The 18,752-nt window shown below is 73.3% G+C and carries 16 protein-coding genes and 1 riboswitch; of the genes, 7 read left to right on the top strand and 9 right to left on the bottom strand.

Annotated features, from left to right (window positions below; all coding sequences use genetic code 11):
- Window positions 1-33: 33 nt before the first annotated feature.
- On the top strand, window positions 34-630 hold the full coding sequence (locus BLS99_RS01645) for a DUF1349 domain-containing protein (RefSeq protein WP_091042409.1): 597 nt from the start codon (window positions 34-36) through the stop codon (window positions 628-630).
- A gap of 121 nt (window positions 631-751) precedes the next feature.
- Here BLS99_RS01645 and BLS99_RS01640 read toward each other — a convergent pair whose 3' ends face one another.
- Window positions 752-1,123, bottom strand: coding sequence for an MGMT family protein (locus tag BLS99_RS01640; protein ID WP_091042405.1), 372 nt, complete (start codon window positions 1,121-1,123; stop codon window positions 752-754).
- A 146-nt stretch (window positions 1,124-1,269) separates the two neighbouring features.
- Window positions 1,270-1,372, top strand: a riboswitch (TPP riboswitch).
- 37 nt (window positions 1,373-1,409) lie between these two features.
- Between BLS99_RS01640 and BLS99_RS01635 the strand changes: the two genes are divergently transcribed.
- The 3 genes from BLS99_RS01635 to BLS99_RS01625 are packed head-to-tail and all read left to right on the top strand — an operon-like array spanning window position 1,410 to window position 4,241.
- Window positions 1,410-2,012 carry an ECF transporter S component gene (locus BLS99_RS01635; protein ID WP_091042403.1) on the top strand — a complete coding sequence of 201 codons (603 nt, stop codon included), beginning with the start codon at window positions 1,410-1,412 and terminating at the stop codon, window positions 2,010-2,012.
- Window position 2,013: 1 nt separating this feature from the next.
- Window positions 2,014-3,456, top strand: coding sequence for an ABC transporter ATP-binding protein (locus BLS99_RS01630; protein WP_091042400.1), 1,443 nt, complete (start codon window positions 2,014-2,016; stop codon window positions 3,454-3,456).
- On the top strand, window positions 3,450-4,241 hold the full coding sequence (locus BLS99_RS01625; RefSeq protein ID WP_091042396.1) for an energy-coupling factor transporter transmembrane component T family protein: 792 nt from the start codon (window positions 3,450-3,452) through the stop codon (window positions 4,239-4,241). Before BLS99_RS01630 ends, BLS99_RS01625 begins: the two co-directional genes overlap by 7 nt.
- Before the next feature lie 69 nt (window positions 4,242-4,310).
- Here BLS99_RS01625 and BLS99_RS01620 read toward each other — a convergent pair whose 3' ends face one another.
- The 3 genes from BLS99_RS01620 to BLS99_RS01610 all read right to left on the bottom strand — a co-directional run bounded on the left by BLS99_RS01620 (window position 4,311) and on the right by BLS99_RS01610 (window position 8,731).
- Window positions 4,311-4,931 carry an MBL fold metallo-hydrolase gene (locus tag BLS99_RS01620; RefSeq protein ID WP_091042393.1) on the bottom strand — a complete coding sequence of 207 codons (621 nt, stop codon included), beginning with the start codon at window positions 4,929-4,931 and terminating at the stop codon, window positions 4,311-4,313.
- A 159-nt stretch (window positions 4,932-5,090) separates the two neighbouring features.
- Complete coding sequence (locus BLS99_RS01615; protein ID WP_245712159.1) at window positions 5,091-6,920, bottom strand: ABC transporter ATP-binding protein; 1,830 nt, start codon at window positions 6,918-6,920, stop codon at window positions 5,091-5,093.
- Between the two features lie 2 nt (window positions 6,921-6,922).
- On the bottom strand, window positions 6,923-8,731 hold the full coding sequence (locus BLS99_RS01610; protein ID WP_091042390.1) for an ABC transporter ATP-binding protein: 1,809 nt from the start codon (window positions 8,729-8,731) through the stop codon (window positions 6,923-6,925).
- 93 nt (window positions 8,732-8,824) lie between these two features.
- Here BLS99_RS01610 and BLS99_RS01605 point away from each other — a divergent pair, with 93 nt between their 5' ends.
- Both BLS99_RS01605 and BLS99_RS01600 read left to right on the top strand, forming a co-directional pair.
- Window positions 8,825-9,616 carry a TetR/AcrR family transcriptional regulator gene (locus BLS99_RS01605; RefSeq protein WP_091042386.1) on the top strand — a complete coding sequence of 264 codons (792 nt, stop codon included), beginning with the start codon at window positions 8,825-8,827 and terminating at the stop codon, window positions 9,614-9,616.
- 63 nt (window positions 9,617-9,679) lie between these two features.
- A complete protein-coding gene (locus tag BLS99_RS01600) occupies window positions 9,680-10,300 on the top strand; it encodes a VOC family protein (protein WP_091042383.1) in 621 nt (206 codons plus the stop codon).
- Window positions 10,301-10,383: 83 nt separating this feature from the next.
- Here BLS99_RS01600 and BLS99_RS27265 read toward each other — a convergent pair whose 3' ends face one another.
- The 3 genes from BLS99_RS27265 to BLS99_RS01585 form a co-directional block, all read right to left on the bottom strand.
- Window positions 10,384-11,334, bottom strand: coding sequence for an intradiol ring-cleavage dioxygenase (locus BLS99_RS27265; RefSeq protein WP_091042379.1), 951 nt, complete (start codon window positions 11,332-11,334; stop codon window positions 10,384-10,386).
- Window positions 11,335-11,436: 102 nt separating this feature from the next.
- Complete coding sequence (locus BLS99_RS01590; RefSeq protein WP_091042375.1) at window positions 11,437-12,276, bottom strand: class I SAM-dependent methyltransferase; 840 nt, start codon at window positions 12,274-12,276, stop codon at window positions 11,437-11,439.
- Between the two features lie 49 nt (window positions 12,277-12,325).
- Window positions 12,326-12,979 (bottom strand): GNAT family N-acetyltransferase, encoded by a 654-nt coding sequence (locus tag BLS99_RS01585; RefSeq protein ID WP_091042371.1) that lies wholly within the window; start codon window positions 12,977-12,979, stop codon window positions 12,326-12,328.
- A gap of 144 nt (window positions 12,980-13,123) precedes the next feature.
- On the opposite strand from BLS99_RS01585, the gene BLS99_RS01580 reads away from it, so the two are divergent.
- Window positions 13,124-13,705 carry a DNA-3-methyladenine glycosylase I gene (locus BLS99_RS01580; RefSeq protein ID WP_091042368.1) on the top strand — a complete coding sequence of 194 codons (582 nt, stop codon included), beginning with the start codon at window positions 13,124-13,126 and terminating at the stop codon, window positions 13,703-13,705.
- Between the two features lie 38 nt (window positions 13,706-13,743).
- Here the strand turns inward: BLS99_RS01580 and BLS99_RS01575 are convergent, their stop codons facing one another.
- Window positions 13,744-15,291, bottom strand: coding sequence for a carboxylesterase/lipase family protein (locus BLS99_RS01575; protein ID WP_091042366.1), 1,548 nt, complete (start codon window positions 15,289-15,291; stop codon window positions 13,744-13,746).
- A gap of 81 nt (window positions 15,292-15,372) precedes the next feature.
- Window positions 15,373-18,645: a phosphodiester glycosidase family protein gene (locus BLS99_RS01570; protein ID WP_218126155.1), complete on the bottom strand. Its 3,273-nt coding sequence runs from the start codon at window positions 18,643-18,645 to the stop codon at window positions 15,373-15,375.
- Window positions 18,646-18,752: the final 107 nt, after the last annotated feature.

The following is an 18,752-nucleotide window of genomic DNA, read 5'->3' as shown; positions in this document are numbered from 1 at the left end:
TGTGACAGCGGCGGCGCCGCTAGGCTCGGAGCGATGCACACCGACGCATCGATCGAAGTCCCATGGAAGTCCGGCGCCTGGACGGCGCTGCCGGTGGCGGCCGAGGAGGCCGGCGGACGGCTGCGGGTGACCGCGGCCGAGGGCAGCGACGCCTGGCGGCACACCGCCTACGGGTTCGTCCACGACAACGAGCACGCCCTCCTGGAGGCGTGGAGCCGCGAGCAGGCGGTGGAGGTGTCGTTCATCGCCGACTACGGCGCGCAGTTCGACCAGGCGGGGCTCATGGTCCGCATCGACGCCGAGCACTGGATCAAGACCGGGGTCGAGTTCGCCGACGGCGCGCTCCAGCTCGGCGCGGTCGTCACCGACGGCCGCTCGGACTGGTCGACCGCGCCGGTCCCCGAGTGGGCCGGCAAGGAGGTGACGATGCGCGCCACCCGCTTCAACGACGCCGTCGTGATCCGCGCCCGCGCGGGGGAGGAGGAGCCGTGGCGCCTGGTGCGCCTCGCGCCCCTCGACCCGGACGCGGCCGTGACCGCCGGCCCGTACTGCTGCGCGCCTTCGCGAGCGGGCCTCACCGTCGAGTTCACCTCGTGGCGGCTGACCGATCCGGACGCGGATCTGCACTGACGGGCGTCGCCGGCGGCGGGGAGCCGCTGGCGAGCGGCGCTCGCGTTCCGGGCGATGTCGGACCCTTGGTGTACTTTTACGCCAGGGGTCCCTTAGGCCGGAAATATCATGATTTAGCGGGTTATTCCCGGTCTTCTGTGTCGTTCAGTGTCTCACCGTCCAGTTCGGCGGCGAGGAGTTTCAGGTCGTAGACCGACATGCGCTGGGTCTTGTCGGCGCGGCCGGAGGTGCTCACCGTGACGCCGTCCTCGCGGAGGAGGTCGGGCACGTCCCTGCCCGAGGAGCCGTCGGCCCACCGGAAGCCCTCCGAGACCGTGCCGCCCGCCGTCAGCACCCGGTAGGCGCGGGTCACGTCGCCGTCGCGCATGTACGCCCCCACCTGGCGCGGGCCCGTGCCGATGAGCTCGGCCAGGTCGCCGTACGAGGTCCAGGTGCCGTCCGGCAGCGCCTCCACGACCCGCTTCACCAGGTCCCAATCCTGCTCAGTCGTCATGTCCGCGAGCCTAACCGCCGCGCCCGACGGGCCCTCCCCGGCGGTTGCGGCGGCCCTTGGCCGGGCCGCTCCGCGGCCCCGGTCCGGCCCCGCGGATCACTCGGCCGCCCGCGCCCCGCTACCGAGGGCGCACTTGGTGTTAACGTCGAACCAGACAGGGGAGCCGATTGGCTGAGAGTGCGGAACCGACCGCAGACCCTCACACCTGATCCGGGTAATACCGGCGGAGGAAGTCGTCGTGTGCCGCTGTCGCACCGTGTTCGCGTATTCCTGAAAGGCAACGCCCATGCCTACCGACAGCACCCTCGCCGCGCCCGGCCGCTGGCGCACCGTCGACATCCTCACCTGCGCCGTCCTCGCCGTCGCCTTCGGCGTCGTCTTCTGGGCCTGGAACTTCGTCTGGGCCGGGCTCGACCCCGTCCTCGCGTTCCTGCCCCCGCTCAAGGGCATCCTGTACGGCGTCTGGCTCATCCCCGCCGTCCTCGCCCCGCTCATCGTCCGCCGCATCGGCGCCGGCCTCCTCACCGAAGCCCTCGCCGCCACCGTCTCCGCCCTCCTCGGATCCGTGTGGGGCGTCCTGGTGATCTACCAGGGCCTCCTCCAGGGCCTCGGCGGCGAGATCGCCTTCGCCGCGGGACGCTACCGCCGCTTCGGCACCCCCGTCGCCGTCGCCGCCGGCGCCCTCGCCTGCATCGCCGCCACCCTCTTCGACGTCGTCGTCTGGTACCCCGACCTCGCCCTGTGGTCCTTCAAGGTCCCCTACATCGCCTTCGCCGCCCTCTCCGGCGCGATCGTCGCCGGCCTCGGATCCAAGGCCCTCGTCACCGCCATGCTCCCCACCGGCGTCCTCGACCGCTTCCCCGCCGGCCGCGAACGGGCCCGGATCTGACGTGATCCCGGTCGAGTTCCGCGGCTACGCCTGGCGCCACGCCGGACGCCGCGCCCAGGCCGTCACGGGAGTCGACCTCCGCGTCGAGCCCGGCGAGCGGGTGCTCCTGCTCGGCCCCTCCGGGTCGGGCAAGTCCACCCTGCTCGCCGCGCTCGCCGGGCTCCTCACCGAGGACGCCGGCGACCAGGACGGCGACGTCCTCCTCGACGGCAAGCCCGCCGCCGAGCAGCGCGGCCGCGTCGGCATCCTCTTCCAGGACCCCGAGACGCAGCTGGTCATGGCCCGCGCCGGCGACGACGTCGCCTTCGGACTCGAGAACCAGGCCGTTCCCGCCCCCGAGATCTGGCCCCGCGTCCGCGGCGCCCTCGACGCAGTCGGCTTCCCCTACGGACCCGACCGGGACACCCACGCCCTCTCCGGCGGCGAGCAGCAGCGCCTCGCGCTCGCCGGCGTCCTCGCCCGCCGCCCCGAGCTGATCCTCCTCGACGAACCCACCGCCAATCTCGACCCCCAAGGCGCCCAAGACGTCCGCGACGCGCTCCGGACCGCGCTCACCGACACCGACGCCACCCTCATCGTCGTCGAGCACCGGGTCGCCGACATCCTCGACCTGGTCGACCGGGTCATCGCCCTCGGCCCCGGCGGCGCCGTCACCGCCGACGGCCCCGCCGGACGCGTCCTCGCCGAACACGGCGAATCGCTTGCCGCCCAAGGCGTCTGGGTCCCCGGCGCGCCCCTCCCGCACCGCCCCGCACCCGCCCCCGGCGACACCGCGCTGCGCGGCGACGGCCTCGCGCTCGCCTACCCCGGGAGTGCCGAACGCGCTCTCGACGGCGTCTCCTTCTCGCTGCGCCAAGGGGAACTGCTCGCCGTCACCGGCCCCAACGGGTCCGGCAAGTCCACGCTCGCGCTCCTCGCGGGCGGCCTCGCGGCACCCGACGCCGGGACCGCCACCGTCCCGGGGGAGCGCCGCCCCCTGCACCGCCTGCCCGCGCGGCGCCTCGCCACCCGGGTCGGCTCGGTCTTCCAGGACCCCGAGCACCAGTTCGTCACCGCCACCGTCCGCGTCGAACTCGCCTTCGGCCCCGAGCAGGCCGGCTGGGAGCGGGCCCGCACCGACGCCCGCGTCGCCGAACTCCTCGACCGCCTCCGCCTCGCCCACCTCGCCGAAGCGAACCCGCACACGCTCTCCGGCGGCGAGGCCCGCCGCCTCTCCGTCGCGAGCGCCCTCGCCGCCGCCCCAGGCGTGCTCCTGCTCGACGAGCCCACCTTCGGCCAGGACCGCCGCACCTGGGGCGAACTCGTCGACCTCACCGCCGACATCCGCGCCGAAGGCACCGCCCTCCTCGCCGTCACCCACGACCGCGACTTCGCACATGCATTGGGCGCCAGGGAACTCGCGCTGAAGGACGGACGCGTGGACGAGGGGGCCGCCCCGTGCTGACCATCGTGCCCGTGTGCGGGCCCGACGCGCCGATCGCCCGCGCCAACCCCGTCGCGAAGCTCGCCGCGGTGGTGCTCGTGACCACCGTGGCGCTCGTCGCCGCCGACTGGCTCACGCCGCTGCTCCTGCTCGCCGCCATGCTCGCCGTGCTGCCGTTCACCGGCATCCGGATCAGGCCCCTCGCCCGGCGCCTGCGCTGGCTGTGGCTCGCGGCCGCCGCGGTCGTGGCCGTCAACGCCGTCTTCGCGGCCGAGCAGACCGGCCGGACCCTCGTCGAGTTCGGCCCGATCGAGGTCTCCTCCGGGGCGCTCCTCGCCGGGACCGCGATCGGCCTGCGCGTCTGCGTCGCCGCCACCGCCGGCGTCCTCGCCTTCGCCACCACCGACCCGACCGACCTCGCCGACGCCCTCACCCAGCAGCTCAAGGCCCCGCCGCGGTTCACCATCGGCTCGCTCGCGGCCCTGCGGCTCCTCCCGCTCCTCGCCGCCGAATGGGCCCAGATCACCACCGCCCGCCGCGCCCGCGGCCTCGAAGGCGGCTGGAACCCCGTGCGGCGCACCAGGCTCTTCGCCTCCACCATGTTCGCGCTCCTCGTCGGCGCCATCCGCCGCGCCGGACGCCTCGCCGCCGCCATGGACGCCCGCGGCTTCGACACCGGCCTGCCCCGCACCCACGCCCGCCGCCAGCACATGCGCCCCGCCGACTGGGCCGTCATCGCGCTGGCGGCAGCGGGCTCGGCCGCGGCCGTCGCCGTGAGCGCCGCCGCGGGGACCTTCACCTTCTGACCGCCTTCGCGCGGTCATCGGCACCGGCTCCGCCGCGGGCAGGGCGCCGGCGACGGGCGGGCGGCACGGTCAGACGGTGATGGTCTCGCCGTCGGGGATGCGGCGGTAGGAATCGCCGACCAGGAGCGGGAAGAGGCGGTCGGGGAGCCCTTTGCCGATGTCGCTCAGGACGGCGTCGTGGATGGGGTGGACGGCGGGGGCGCCGATGTCCCGGGCGAAGTCGATCGCCTCCGAGAGCTTGAGCCAGGGCGCGGCGACCGGCGCGAGCAGGGTCCGCACGGGCATGTCGGGGACGGTGAGCGAGTCGCCGGGGTGGTAGACGCCGTCGACCAGGTAGGCGAGGTTCTCCACGATCGGGATGTCGGGGTGGATGACCGCGTGGTGCTCGCCGAAGACCTTGACCTCGGTGCCCGCCACCGGGATCGCGTCACCGGCGCTGACGGCGGTGAACGAGAGCCCGCCGAGTACCCCGGCGAGGGAGGCGGGTCCGTAGACCGGCACGTCGGGCCGGGCCTCGCGCAGGCGCCGGACGCCGTCCGGGTCGCAGTGGTCGGCGTGCTCATGGGTGATGAACAGGGCGTCGGCCCCGTCGAGGGCCGCCGGGTCGGAGTACGCGCCCGGGTCGATGACGATCAGCCCCTGACCGGTGTCGAGCCTGACGCAGGAGTGGCCGAACTTGGTGAGTCGCATGGCACCACCGTAGGACTCCGGGCCGCCGCGGCGCGGCCGGTTCCCGCAATGCGCACCGCCGACCGGACGAGCGGCGGCGCCCCGGGTGGACCACCCGGGGCGCCGCCGTTTCATTCGGGGCCCGGTCTCCTAGTTCCTCGCTCCGAACCTGGTGGTACGTCAGGCGCGCGCGGCCGCTTCCTCCTCCTCGACCGCGGGCTGGGCGAACTGGGCCTCGTAGAGCCGCGCGTACGCGCCGCCCGAGGCCAGCAGCTTCTCGTGCGGGCCCTGCTCGACCACGGACCCGTGCTCCATCACCACGATCACGTCGGCGTCGCGGATCGTGGAGAGCCGGTGCGCGATCACGAAGCTCGTGCGGCCCTGCCGCAGCGCGACCATCCCCTGCTGGACCAGCATCTCGGTGCGGGTGTCGACCGAGCTGGTGGCCTCGTCGAGGATGAGGATCGACGGGTCGATGAGGAACGCCCGCGCGATCGTCACGAGCTGGCGCTCGCCCGCGCTCAGGCCGCCCTCGTCGGAGCCCACGACCGTGTCGTAGCCGTCGGGAAGCGTGCGGATGAAGTGGTCGGCGTGCGCCGCGAGGGCCGCGGCCTCGATCTCCTCGCGGGTCGCCTCGGGCCTGCCGTAGGCGATGTTCTCCGCGATCGTGCCCGCGAACAGCCACGTGTCCTGGAGGACCATGCCGATCCGCCGCCGCAGCCGCTCGCGCTCCACCGTGGACACGTCGACGCCGTCGACGGTGATCCGGCCCGCGTCGAGGTCGTAGAAGCGCATGAGCAGGTTGACCAGCGTGGTCTTGCCCGCCCCGGTGGGGCCGACGATCGCGACCGTCTGGCCCGGTTCGGCCTCCAGCCACAGGTGCTCGATGAGCGGTTCGGCCTCCAGGTACCGGAACGACACGTCCTCGAACGCCACCCGGCCCTCGACGGCCGCCAGCTCGCCCTCGGCCGCGACCGGCTCGGGCGACTGCTCCTCGGCGTCGAGGAGCTCGAACACGCGCTCGCCCGAGGCGACCGCGGACTGGATCTGGCCGAACATCGCCGCGAGCATGTTCAGCGGGTTCGAGAACTGGTTCGTGTACTGGATGAACGCCTGGATCTGCCCGAAGCTCAGCGCCCCGGCCGCCACCTGGAGGCCGCCGACCACGGCGACGAGCACGTACGTGACCAGTCCCAGGAACGCCATCGCGGGCCCCAGGAGCGCCGAGACCCACTGGGCCCGGACCGTGGTCTCGTACAGCTCCTCGTTGTGGCGCTTGAAGACCGCCGCGCCCTCGGCCCGGCGGCCGAACAGGGTCACGAGCTGGTGCCCGGTGATCATCTCCTCGACGTGGCCGTTGAGCTTCCCGGTGGTCGCCCACTGCTGCACGAACCGCGGCCGGCTCCGCCTGCCGATGACGCGCGTCGCCAGCACCGTGAGCGGCAGGGTGAGGACCACGATGAGCGTGAGCAGCGGGGAGATGGTGAGCATCATGATCGGGACGCCGATGAGGAACAGCAGCCCCTGGACCACGCGCTGGGTCACCTGCCCGACGGTCTGCGTCAGGTTGTCGATGTCGTTGGTGACCCGCGACAGCACCTCGCCGCGCGGGCGGGAGTCGAAGTAGGACAGCGGGAGGGCCCCGACCTTCCGGTCGGCCTCCTCGCGCAGCTCGTACGCCATGTGCTGCGCGAGCTTCGCGATCGTCCGCCCGTTCGAGACGGTGATGCCGAAGGTCGCCGCGGCGATCGCGAGCGCGAGGCCGAGGATGCGCGCGAGCCCCGCGAAGTCGAGGTCGCCCGCGGCGGCCCCGGCGATGACGTGGTCGGTGGCGCGGCCGAGGACCGTGGGGACGGCGAGCATCCCGGCGACCATGAGCAGGCCGAAGCCGATCACGGAGGCGAGGCGCAGCCTGTCGCGGCGCATGAGGGCGATGATGCGGCGGGTGGTGCCGCGGAAGTCGTCGGCCTTCTTCAGGGCCGGTCCGGCGCCCATGCCGGGTCCGCGCATGGTCACAGCGCCTCCTGCAGCGTGAGTTGGGAGTTGACGATCTCGGCGTACACGGGGTTGGTCTCCAGCAGCTCCTCGTGGGTGCCGGTGCCGACGACCCGTCCGGCCTCCAGGACGACGATGCGGTCGGCGTCGCGGATGGTCGAGACCCGCTGGGCCACGATCACTTGCGCGGCCCCGGCGATGTCGGTGGCGAGCGCGGCGCGCAGGGCGGCGTCGGTGGCGGTGTCGAGTGCGGAGAACGAGTCGTCGAACAGGTAGATCCGCGGGTCGGCGACGAGGGTGCGGGCGATGGCGAGGCGCTGGCGCTGGCCGCCGGAGACGGTGGTGCCGCCCTGGCCGATGACGGTGTCGAGGCCGTCGGGCATGTCGCGGACGAAGTCCGCGGCCTGCGCGGTGGTGAGTGCCCGCCACAGGGCCTCGTCGTCGGCGTCGGGGTTGCCGTAGCGCAGGTTCGAGGCGATGGTGCCGGAGAACAGGTAGGCGCGCTGGGGGACGAGGCCGACGGTGCGGGCGATGAGGGCCCGGTCCATGTCGCGGACGTCGACGCCGTCGATGCGGACGGTGCCGCCGCCGACGTCGAACAGGCGGGGAATGAGGTTGAGGAGCGTGGTCTTGCCGGAGCCGGTGGAGCCGATGACGGCGGTGGTCTGGCCGGGGCGGGCGATGAGGTCGACGCCGCGGAGGACGGCCTCTTCGGCGCCTTCGTAGCGGAAGACGACGTCCTCGACGTCGAGTTCGCCGCGGCCGGGGAGTTCGCGGACGGCGTCGGCGGCGTCGCGGATGGTCGGCTCGGTGTCGAGGACCTCGCGGATGCGGCCGGCGGCGACCTTGGCGCGGGGGGCCATCATGAAGACGCCCATGGACATCATGACCGAGCCGAGGATGAGCCCGGCGTAGGTGAGGAAGGCGATGAGGTCGCCGATCTGCATGGTGCCGTCGGCGATGCGCGCGGCGCCGATCCAGACGATGGCGATCGAGGTGACGTTGCCGCTGGCCATCGCGGTGGCGCCGAAGAACGCCTGGACGCGGCCGACGCGCAGGGAGGCGTCGGTGAGCCGGGTGTTGGCCGCGTCGAAGCGCCGGGCCTCGTGGTCGTCGCGGACGAAGGCGCGGATGACGCGGATGCCGGTGATGTGCTCGCGCATGACCTGGTTGATGCCGTCGATGGAGCGCTGCATGGCGCGTCCGGCGGGGATCATCGCGGTGACGATGAAGTAGATGATGACGGCCATGATCGGGATCGCGGCGAGGAGCACGCCGGTCATGGGGACGTCGAGCGTCAGGGCGAGGGCGAGGCCGCCGATCGCGGTGATCGGGGCGGTCATGAACAGGGTGAGGCCCATGACGAGCATGGTGACGACCTGGGTGACGTCGTTGGTGGTGCGGGTGATGAGCGAGGGGGCGCCGAAGCGGTCCATCTCGGCGGCGGAGAAGCGCTGGACCTGGGCGAAGAGGTCGGCGCGGAGGTCGCGGCCGAGGCCCATGGCGGCGCGGGCGCCGAAGTAGACGCCGAAGGCGGCGGCGGCGAGCTGGACGACGGTGACGGCGAGCATGAACGCGCCGTGGCGCAGGACGTAGGCGGAGTCGCCGGCCGCGACGCCGTTGTTGATGAGGTCGGCGTTCAGGGTGGGGACGTAGAGGGAGGCGAGGGTCTGGACCAGTTGGAAGAGGACGGCCAGCAGCAGCGGTTTGCGGTGGGGGCGCAGGTAGTCGGCGAGGAGGCGGAGGATCGATGCCTCCGGGGCGCCCTCCTCGCCTTCTGGCGGCGCCGCCTTGCGGGGGGTGTCGGCGGGTCGGTTTCCTGTCATGCCGCCGAGCGTAGCATTCGATTTTGACCGGGTACAAAGTTTTTCCGGGATTATTTTTTGGCCGGGTCGAGTTTCGTCTGGTAGGGTGGCGGGGTGGAACAACGGAGCGGCCTGCGCGAGCGCAAGAAGAACGCCATGTGGGGGCGGTTGAAGTCGACCGCGCTCCAGATGTTCGAGGAGCGCGGGTACGAGAACGTGTCCGTCGCCGAGATCGCCGCCGCCGCGGAGGTGTCGAAGGCCACCGTGTTCAACTACTTCCCCGCGAAGGAAGACCTCGTCATCGGGGGCATGAAGCACCACATCGAGGACCCGGCCCGGGTCGTGCGCGAGCGCGCCCGCGGCAAGACCCCGCACGCGGCCCTGCGCGACCGCTACCTGCACCTGCTGGAGCACCGCGCCCCGCAGACCGGTCTGAGCGACAAGCCGCTGTTCCTCCAGGTCCAGCGCCTCATCTCGGTCACGCCCGCGCTCATGGTCAGCGCCATGGACTACCGCCGCCGCTCCGGCGCCCTGCTCGCCGACGTGCTCATGGAGGAGGGCCACCCCAAGCTCACCTCGCGGCTGGTCTCCTCGCAGCTGCTGCACACCCAGTACGTCCTCGTCGAGGCCAACGTCCACCTCATCCTCGAGGGCCGCCCGATCTACGAGGTCGCCTCCATGGCCTTCTCGGCCGCCGAGCACGCGTTCGGGCTGCTCGAGAACGGCATCGGCGACGTCATGCGCCGCGACACCGAGCCGCCCGCGTCCGACGCGGCCTTCACCCGCGACGGGTGCGCCGTCGGCTACGAGCCCGGCCGCGCCGAGGCCGAGGCGGTCCTGGAGCGCTTCGCCGCCGAAACGGGCGACGAGGTCGTTCGGGCCCTTTCCGACCCCGGCCGCGCCTGAGCCGCCGGTTCGGTTTCAGGACGGCGCTTACGCCTGTGGGCCTTCCTGACTAGACTCCGGCTCATGTCCTCACTCGACCACCTCGTCCTCGCCACGCCCGACCTGGCCGTCACGGTCAAGGAGGTCGCGCGCCTGACCGGGACGCAACCCGTCCCCGGCGGCGTCCACCAGGGCCTGGGCACCAGGAACTTCCTGCTCGGCATCGGCGAGGGCGCCTACCTCGAGATCATCGGCCCCGACCCGGAGCAGCCCGCCCCCGACCGCTGGCGCCCCTTCGGCATCGACACCCTCACCGAGGCCCGGCTCGTCACCTGGTCCGTGCGGGTCGAGGGCATCGACGACGCCGTCGCCACCGCCCGCGAAGGCGGGTACGACCCCGGCGAGCCGTGGGAGATGTCCCGCCGGACCCCCGACGGCGGCACGCTCTCCTGGAAGCTCACCCTCGACCGCGAAGGGCGCCACCGCGGCCCCGTCCCGTTCCTCATCGACTGGGGGACCGCCCCGCACCCGTCAGCGGGCCTGCCGGTCGTCCCGCTCGTGGGCCTCGAAGCGGTCCACCCGCACCCCGAGCGCGTCGAGCCCCACATCGAGGCCGTCGGCGCGAAGCTCCCCATGAAGTCCGGCAACCGCGGCGCCCTCGCCGCCACGCTCTTCGGCGAATCCGGGCTCGTCGTCCTGATCTGAGCACTGGCCTGATCTGAACCCGGTCCCGATCTGAATGCGGCGGGGCCCGCGGCCGACCACCGGTCGTGGGCCCCGCCGCGTGCTCAGCCGGTCGACTCCCCGCCGCCCGGCGGCGTCCCGCCGGGCCCGCCGCCTTCGGGCATGCCGCCGCCCGCGGCACCGCCGCCGGCCTCGGTGCCGGTGTCGACCCCGACCGGCAGCGCGATCGCGTACCCCGCGGTGACGTCGCCGCTGACCGACGGGAGCTGCGAGGCCCCGCCGTCGTCGCTGAAGATCCCGTCCGTCTCCAGCGAGACGTTGGCGAGGTTCTCGACCGACTGCTCGTAGCCCTCCTCGGCGTACACCGCGTCGCAGGCGTCCTGCGGGAGCGCGATCTGCGAGGTCGCGATCGCGTTGGCGCTGTCGGTGATCGAGTCGGCGTCCGGGTAGACCTCGAAGTGGAGGTGCGGCCAGCGGCCGTCGTAGCAGCCCGGGAAGACGCTCGTGAACCGCACCGTGCCGTCCGCGTCGGCGACCTGGACGCCGCGCAGGTAGTTCTCGTTCGCTATCGCCTCGGAGTACATCGAGTACTCGCCGTCCCGGTTGCAGTGCCACAGGTAGACCGCCGCGCCCGCGTAGCGGGCGTTGTCGTTCGCCATGTCGTACAGCGTCAGCTCGATGTCGAGCCCGACGCCCTCGGCCGCGGTGGTGCTGTCGCCGAAGCTCGCGCGGATGTCGCTGCGGACCACGCCGCTCTGCTCCAGCACGTCGGGGCCGTTGGAACCGTCCCCCGGGTACGGCCCGGCGGTCTCCTCGGGGATCTCGGCCAGGTCCTCCGCGGAGGCCGCCGTCCCCGAATCCGAATCCGCGCTGCCGCCCGAGTCCGAGCACGCCGCGAGGCCCAGGGCCGCGGCCCCGGCGCCCGCGACGAGCACGCCGCGGCGGCTCAGCAAGGTCCCGATGTCGAACCGGAGGCCCTGGTCGACCAGCTCCTCCTCGGGCCGGGCGTACGCCCGGCCCTCGTATGTCGGCGTCACGTCTCGCTCGGTGGTCACTGCCCACCCCTCTCACCTCGTGGAGCCGCAATTCTTCGGGCGCAAGCCCGTCGAACGGCTGCAAGCGGGATCAGAGAAGAATCGGAACGTCCCGCGCGGGGGTCACGCCCGGCTCGCCTTCACCGAGTACATGAGCGGCGCCTTCGCGGTCCCCTCCGGCTGGCGGAAGCGGCCTTCGGCCTGCTCCAGGGAGCCGAAGTTCTGGAACAGGGTCCAGTCGAACTCGTGCAGGAACTCGATCCGCAGGCCGTTCGCGGCGAGCGCCGAGACCACGGTGCCGACCGAGTGCACCCACTCGTAGCTCAGGTTGCTCTCGGTCTTCGCCGCGAAGTCGACGTACGAGCCCGGCTCGTCGAGGACCAGGGCCTCGCGGGTGAGGTAGTCGCGCTCGAAGCGCGTCCCGGTGTCCCAGTCCAGCACGTTCGCGATCGGGTGGAACTCGGCCAGGTACAGGAACCCGCCGGGAGCGACCAGGGACGCGGCGACCTCGGCCCACCGCTCGATGTCGGGCAGCCACACGAGGGCGCCGAGCCCGGTGTAGACGACGTCGAACACGCGCCCGCCCAGGGCCTCCCGCGCGTCGTAGACGTCCGCGGCCACGAACGAGGCCCGGTCGGCGAGCCCGAGGTCGGCCGCGAGGCCGCGCGCGACCTCCACGGCCGGCGCGGAGAAGTCCAGGCCCACGACCTCGGCCGCGCCGCGGCGCGCCCACGAGAGCGTGTCCTGGCCCATGTGGCACTGGAGGTGCACGAGGCGCTTGCCGGTGACGTCGCCGACCTCCGCGGCCTCGAACGCGTTGACGTCGCCGCCGCCGGCGCGGAAGCCGTCCTGGTCGTAGAAGTCGCTCGCGGCGTGGATCGGGACGCGCTCGTCCCACATGGCCCGGTTCGCCTCGCGCCAGCCGGCGCCCTCGGTCGCGGTGCCGTCGGATTCGCTGCTCATGCGGCCACTCTCGCAGCGGGACGCATGAGCGGCAAGCGATTTAGCGGTCTCAGTCCTGCTTGCTGCGCGCGCCCGGGAAGTCCGAGAGGAACGTCCAGCCCAGGTGCTCGTACAGGGCGCGGCCCTCGTCGCTGGCGACGAGGAGCCCGTAGCGCATGCCGAGCGCGCACGCGTGCCACGTGAGCGCGCGCATCGCGGTCGAGCCGAGGCCGCGGCGCTGGTGGGCGGGGGCGGTGATGACCTTGTCGAACACCCCGAAGTCGGCGTCGCGGCCCAGGCGGGCCGAGGCGGCGAGGTCGCCGTTGGCGTGGAAGATCCGGGCCACCGTCAGCGGCCCGTCGGTCTCGACGATGAGCCGGTACCCCTCGGGGATCGCGTAGCCGGCGGGCGTGAACACGACGGACATGAGGTGGCCGCCCTGGTCCATCGTCCAGGACGCGGGGATCAACGATTCCAGGAGCTCGTTCGGCCCGGCGATCATGACCTGGTTGCCGGGGGTGTCGAGGCGCGCGACGGTCGCGGCGAGGCCCTCGGGGGTGTAGGTGTGGAAGACCTCGCGGACCTCGGTGCTGGGCGGGCCGACCGCGACGCGGTAGCCGCCCTCGATCGGCTCGGGCTGCGCGGTGATCCGCGAGTGGGCGCGGCCGCGGCCCCAGGTCATGGTGAGGTCGGAAAGGGTGTGGCCGGTGGGGCTGGTGGTCATGGGGGGCTCCTTCGAAGCGGGGTACCGCACACTCTATTGCAACTATCTTGCAATAAGCCACCGACATTCCACGGCCGGGCCGAGAGCGGCGCGGCGGGGATGTCGGACCCGGCGCGTAGGCTCGCGACCGTCGGAAGGGATGCGATGAGTGACGCGGTGACGTCGGCCGAGGACGGCCTGGCGCGGTGCCCCTGGGGTGTCGACCCGGAGATCTACCGGGACTACCACGATAGCGAGTGGGGCCGCCCGGTGCGCGGGGACGACGAGCTGTTCGAGCGGGTGACCCTGGAGGCGTTCCAGTCGGGCCTGTCGTGGCTCATCATCCTGCGCAAGCGCGAGTCCTTCCGCGCGGCCTTCGACGGCTTCCGCATCGCGAAGGTCGCCGCGTACACCGACGCCGACGCGCGGCGGCTCATGGAGGACGCCGGGATCGTGCGCAACCGCCTGAAGATCGCGGCGACCATCGCGAACGCGAAGGCAGCCGCCGAACTCGCGTCCGACGGCGGCCTCTCGGACCTGGTGTGGTCCTTCGCGCCCGAGCGGCGTGAGCGCCCGAAGCGCCTCGCCGACATCGCGGCCGTCACCCCCGAGTCCACGGCCCTGTCGAAGGCGCTGAAGAAGCGCGGCTTCCGTTTCGTCGGCCCGACCACGGCTTATGCCATGATGCAGGCGGTCGGGATGGTCGACGACCACCTCGCCGACTGCCATGTGCCCGAACGGGACTAGGCACTCGGCGAGGGGAACGGTCCGCTAGTCGACCCGGTTCAGGCCACGCGGTTCCAGAAACCGCAGTGGTGGCCCGCCGCCAGGTCGGTCATGCCCGGGTCCGCCACCGACAGCTCGTAGCCGCGGTGGTCCCGGTAGCGCGGCCAGCCGGGGTCGCCGTCGGCGGCGAACGCGGTCCAGTGGTCGATCATGGCCGCCGACAGCTCGGCCTGCGCCCCCTGCGGCGGCGCGCCCCACGGCGTCGCGAAGAAGTACCCGAGGTCCGCACTGTGGTTGGCGCCCATCGGGAACCCGCCCACCGGCGGCGCGGGCTCGGCGAACTCGTAGGCGTACACCCGCGAGTAGCGGGCCGCCGCGTCGAGCGCGGGGAGCTGCGAGCAGGTGCCGAGCTGGCCCCCGTAGTCGGTGAGCAGGGTCGCGAGCGCGATGCTCGGCGACACGTGGTCGGCGGCGGGGTACTTCGCGAGGATCGCGCCGGCCGTGCGGGCCCCGAACATGTCCGCCACGATCTGCGGGTACGCGGCCGCCGTGACGGGCGTGCCGAACCGGTCGTAGGCGCGGTAGACCATCGAGCGCATCTCGTCGCTGGTGCCGCCCATGAGGAGCGGGACGTCGGCGGCGAGGCCGCGGCGCATGGCCGTGAGCGGTTGCAGCGGCACCGCCTCGGTCCCGGCCACGGGCGACCACGGCAGGTCCGCGGCCCGGCGTGCCACGGTCACCGGCCCGCCGGTGCCGAGCGCGACCAGGTCGGCCAGGTCGGCGTCCCGCAGGCACGCTTCGACATTGGAACCGTTGCAGCCCAGCGTCTCCGCGTGCGCGGCGCCGCGCCGCTCGGCCTCGTCCACGGTGAGCAGTGCGTTGCCGCACGGCGCGCTCTGCACGATCGCCTTGTCGAACAGGCCCGCCGCGCCGGGCGCGGCGAGCTGCGCGCAGGTGCTGCGCCCGCCCGCGGACTGGCCCCACAGGGTCACGTTGCCGGGGTCGCCGCCGAACGCGCCGATCTCCTCGCGCACCCAGGCGAGCGCGGCCTGCTGGTCGGCGAGGCCGAAGTTCCCCGCGGCCGGGTCGTCGAGCGCGGGGTGGGCGAGCCAGCCGAGCGCGCCGAGGCGGTAGTTCGGGGTCACCACGACCGCGTCGCCGCGGGCGGTGATCGGGGCCGGGTCGTAGGTCGCGCCCGAGCCGGTGTCGAGGCCGCCGCCGTGCAGGAACACCAGCACCGGCAGTGGTCCGGTTGCGTCCCTGGGGACGTGGACGTCGAGGAAGAGGCAGTCCTCGCCGCCGGCCACGGGCGCCTGCGGGTTCCCGCTCGGCTGCGCGCAGGGGCTGCCGGAGGCGATGGCGTCGCGGACGCCGTCCCAGGCCGGGGCGGGTTCGGGTGCGCGCCAGCGCAGGTCGTCCACGGGCGGCGCGGCGTAGGGGATGCCCTTGAAGGTGCGGGACTCGTCGGTGACGGTGCCGCGCAGGAGCCCCGCGCCCGTCTGGACGAGGCCGGGGTCGTCGGCGCGGGCGGGGGCGGCGGTCGCGGTCAGTGCGAGCAGACCGGCCGCCGCCACGGTCAGGCTTCTGAGGAGCAGTGTGCGTGTCATGCGTCCACACTGCTTGCGGCGGTGAGCCGTGCGCCTCGGCGCGGCCGCGTATCCGCGGCTACGCCGAGGCGCTGAGCGGCGCTAGCGGCGGATCGTCGCCGTGTCGGTGGCCGCGGTGCCGTTGACGTGGGCGGTCAGGGTCACGGTGCCGGTGCGCCAGGCGCAGAGCTCGCCGGTGGCGGGGTTGAACCAGGCGTCGTAGCGGAGCCAGTCGAGGAGCCCGGGGGCCCGCTCGCCGATGTGGACGTCGGTGCCGCTCCACGCGACGCCCATGGGGTAGACGACGGGGATCGCCGTGTTCCCCTGCGTCAGTTCGGCACTCACGGTGACTGTGCCTCCGGGGCGGAGGTCGGGGGCGTCCACGGTGAGCGCGTCGATCTGGGGCCGGACCTGCGCGGCGAGCCATTCCTCGCCGGTGGCGCCGATCCCGAACTCGGTCCAGCCGATGAAGCCGCCGTCCTCGGGGGTGGTGGAGGGGGCCTTCCCGGAGTTGCCGTTGACCCAGTACGAGACGCCGTCGACGCGGTCGGCGTCGAAGTAGCCCGCGTGGGCGCCGATGTAGACGGCCTCCTTGCCGCTGCCGGTCTCGAAGCCGGTGAGCCATTCCTCGACCACTTCGGCTTCGAGGCGGTCGCCGAGCTGGCTGGCGGCCTGGGGGCTCTTGTCGTTGGGCGGGACGTGGGCGACGACGGCGACACTGTCGACGTCCGGGTCGGCGGCGGCCTCGTCGAGTGCGTTGCGGAGCATGAGGATCTGATCCCAGCCGCCCTTGCCGATCGTGAGGCCGGAGGTGTCGAGGGTGATGAAGCGGGTGCCATTGCGGTCGAAGACCTGCTGCGCGGGGCCGAAGACCGCGGACCACTCGTCCACGGTGCAGCCCATGGCCTCGTGGTTGCCGGGGACGTACACCCAGTCGAGGGCGTCGCCGATCTCCTCGTCCAGGACCCGTTCGGCCAGGGCGAGGTCGTCGGCCTCGCACTCGTCCACGAGGTCGCCGTTGACGATGAGGAGGTCGGCGTCGGAGGCGGCGATCTCGCGCAGGGTGCGGCGGGCGGAGGCGACGATGGCGCTGTCGGGGTTCTCGGCGGTGAACTGGGCGTCGGACATGACGGCGAAGGTCCAGTCGGCGCCGTCGAGGTCCCCGGCGACCATGGGGTCGGCAGTCGCCGCGGCGGTGGGGATCGCGACGTCGGGCGCGGTGTAGGCGGTCAGGTCGCTGATGGTCACCGAGCCCTGGTACTGGGCGGTGGCGCGGGTCTCGGCGACGTAGAAGCGGTTGACCGAGACGGGGTAGGCGACCCCTGCGGGGACGTCGAACTCGACCTGCTGCCAGCCGGGCGCGGTGAGGTAGGCGCCGCGCAGGACCACGTCGGTGCCGTTGGCGTCCTTGAGCTGCAGCGAGGGCCATTCGCCGTCGCCCTCGGCGTCGACCCACAGGCTGAAGCGCTGCGGCTGGCCGGCGACGGGGATGTTGGCGGGGGTGCGGGCGTAGGCGGCGCGGGTGGCGGTGGACTGCGCGAAGTCGTAGGTCATCTGGAGCCCGGCGCTGCCGTCGTGGCCGGGGGCGGGCGCCATCGAGCCGGTGGCGCGGGCGGTGGAGAAGACCCACTGCGCGGCGTCCGCGAAGTCGGCGACGGTGGCCGCTTCGAGGCCGACGGTCACGGCGAGCGCGGTGGTGATCCCACCCGCGGTGAGTTCGACGGTGCCGGAGCCGCCGGCCTTCGCGGTGACGGTGAAGCCGCCGAGGCCGTCGCCGGTGACGGTGAGCAGGTCCTCGTCGTACTCAAGGGTCGCGTCGGCGGGGTCGATCGGGGCGGTGAACCCGGCGGCGTCGGCGCCGACGAGGCGGAACGCGGCCGCGGCCCCGGCCTCGGGGAGCGAGAGGAGCCGCTGGGTGGGTTCGAGGGCGGCGAGTTCGCCGAGGACGGTGAGCTCGGTGGTGCCCTTGGCACTGCCGTCCTTGGCCGTCACCTCGACGGTGCCGGAGCGGTCGCCGGCGTGGAAGACGCCGTCGCCGTCGACCCGGCCGAGGCGGCTCGGGGAGGTCTTCCAGCGCGGGTCGGCGTCGGCGGGCCCGTACGCGTCGTCGTAGGCGGCGACCGCGAGCGGCCGGGTGAGGCCGGGGAAGACGCGGTCGTAGTCGGCGCCTTCGATCGCGCCGGGGGAGAAGGGGGCCCGGGGCGCGATCGCGAACCCCGCGGGGTCGCCGTCGCCGGCGGGGACGGTGAACGCGAGGGCGTTGCCGACCGCGCGCTCGGCGCCGTCCGAGGGGGCGTTGACGGTGACGAGGTCGTCGGTGCCGGGGGCGCGGGCGATGAGGGTGGAGGAGCCGCCGCCGTCGAGGTTGAGGGCGGTGTGGGCGCCCATGGCGAGGAGCTGCTCGGCGGTCTCTTCGAGGGTGTACCCGCCGCTGGCGGCCTGGCGGCCGTCCACGGTGAGCACGTACAGGGTGCGGCCGTCCTCGGCGACGCCGACGGCGGTGCGCGGGTGGCGGGACTGGTCGGTCTGGTCGACGACCGCGCCGTCGGCGAGGAGGATCTGGCGCCCCGAGACGGCGGTCTCGGGCATGTCGCCGCCGGTGACGGCGCCGTACTCGAGGGCGACCCGGTCGCCGACGGCGAGGGCGGCGAGGGCCTGCCCGCCGGCGTCGCGGCCGACGAGGCTCACGGTGCCCTCGGCGATCGGACCCCCTTGGGGCGCATCGGTCACGGCGGTGACGACGCCGTCGGCGACCGTGACCTCGGTGGCCGGGGCGCCGTCGGCGACGCGGGCGCGGCTCGCGGTGCCCCAGTTCGCGTCGTACACGCCGATCCCGCCCGCGGGGAGCGCGGTCGTGTTGAGGCCGTGGAGGTCCAGGGCCCCCGAGGGAGTGGTCGCGGTGCCGTCGAACCCGATCGACTCGATCGAGGCGCGCCCGTCGGCGTCGAACGCGATCGCGTTGGACGACCCGGTGGCCGCGGACTTGACGAGCTCGCCGCCCGAGATCGCGGCGCCCTCGGCGCCGCCGGTGTCGTTGATGTCGAAGAAGTCCGCGTTGAACGCGAGCACCGCGTCATCTCCGGTGTCGCGGAGGGATTCGAGCTGCCCGCGCACGGGTTCGGAGGCGGCGACGGTCCCGGGGGAGAGGTACCGGGGGCTCGCGCCCGCGGCGAGGTCCACGGTGGCCGCGTCGCCGCGGATCCAGCCCTGGTCCTCCCAGCGGTCGAAGGAGTCGAGGGTGATGCCGGGGGCGATCACCGCCGAGTCCGCGGCGACGGGCACGGCGGCGGGGGCGTCCTCCTGGGCATTCGCAGGCGGAGCGATCGCGAGCGCGGCCGCGAGTGCGGCGGCGGCGATCCACGGGGTCGTTCGCACGATGGGTCCTGGCCTCCGGGGGAGTTCGGTGCACGGTCGCGTCCAAGATCCCATGAAAACGAGTTACATGCATAGACCCCAATATGAAAATAATCGCCAAACGAGGG

Origin of the sequence: Glycomyces sambucus (assembly GCF_900102815.1) — a bacterium.
GTDB classification, from domain to species: Bacteria; Actinomycetota; Actinomycetes; order Mycobacteriales; family Micromonosporaceae; genus Glycomyces; species Glycomyces sambucus.
The sequence above is the reverse complement of the archived record's forward strand: the minus strand, read 5'-3'. Positions and strand labels throughout refer to the sequence as shown.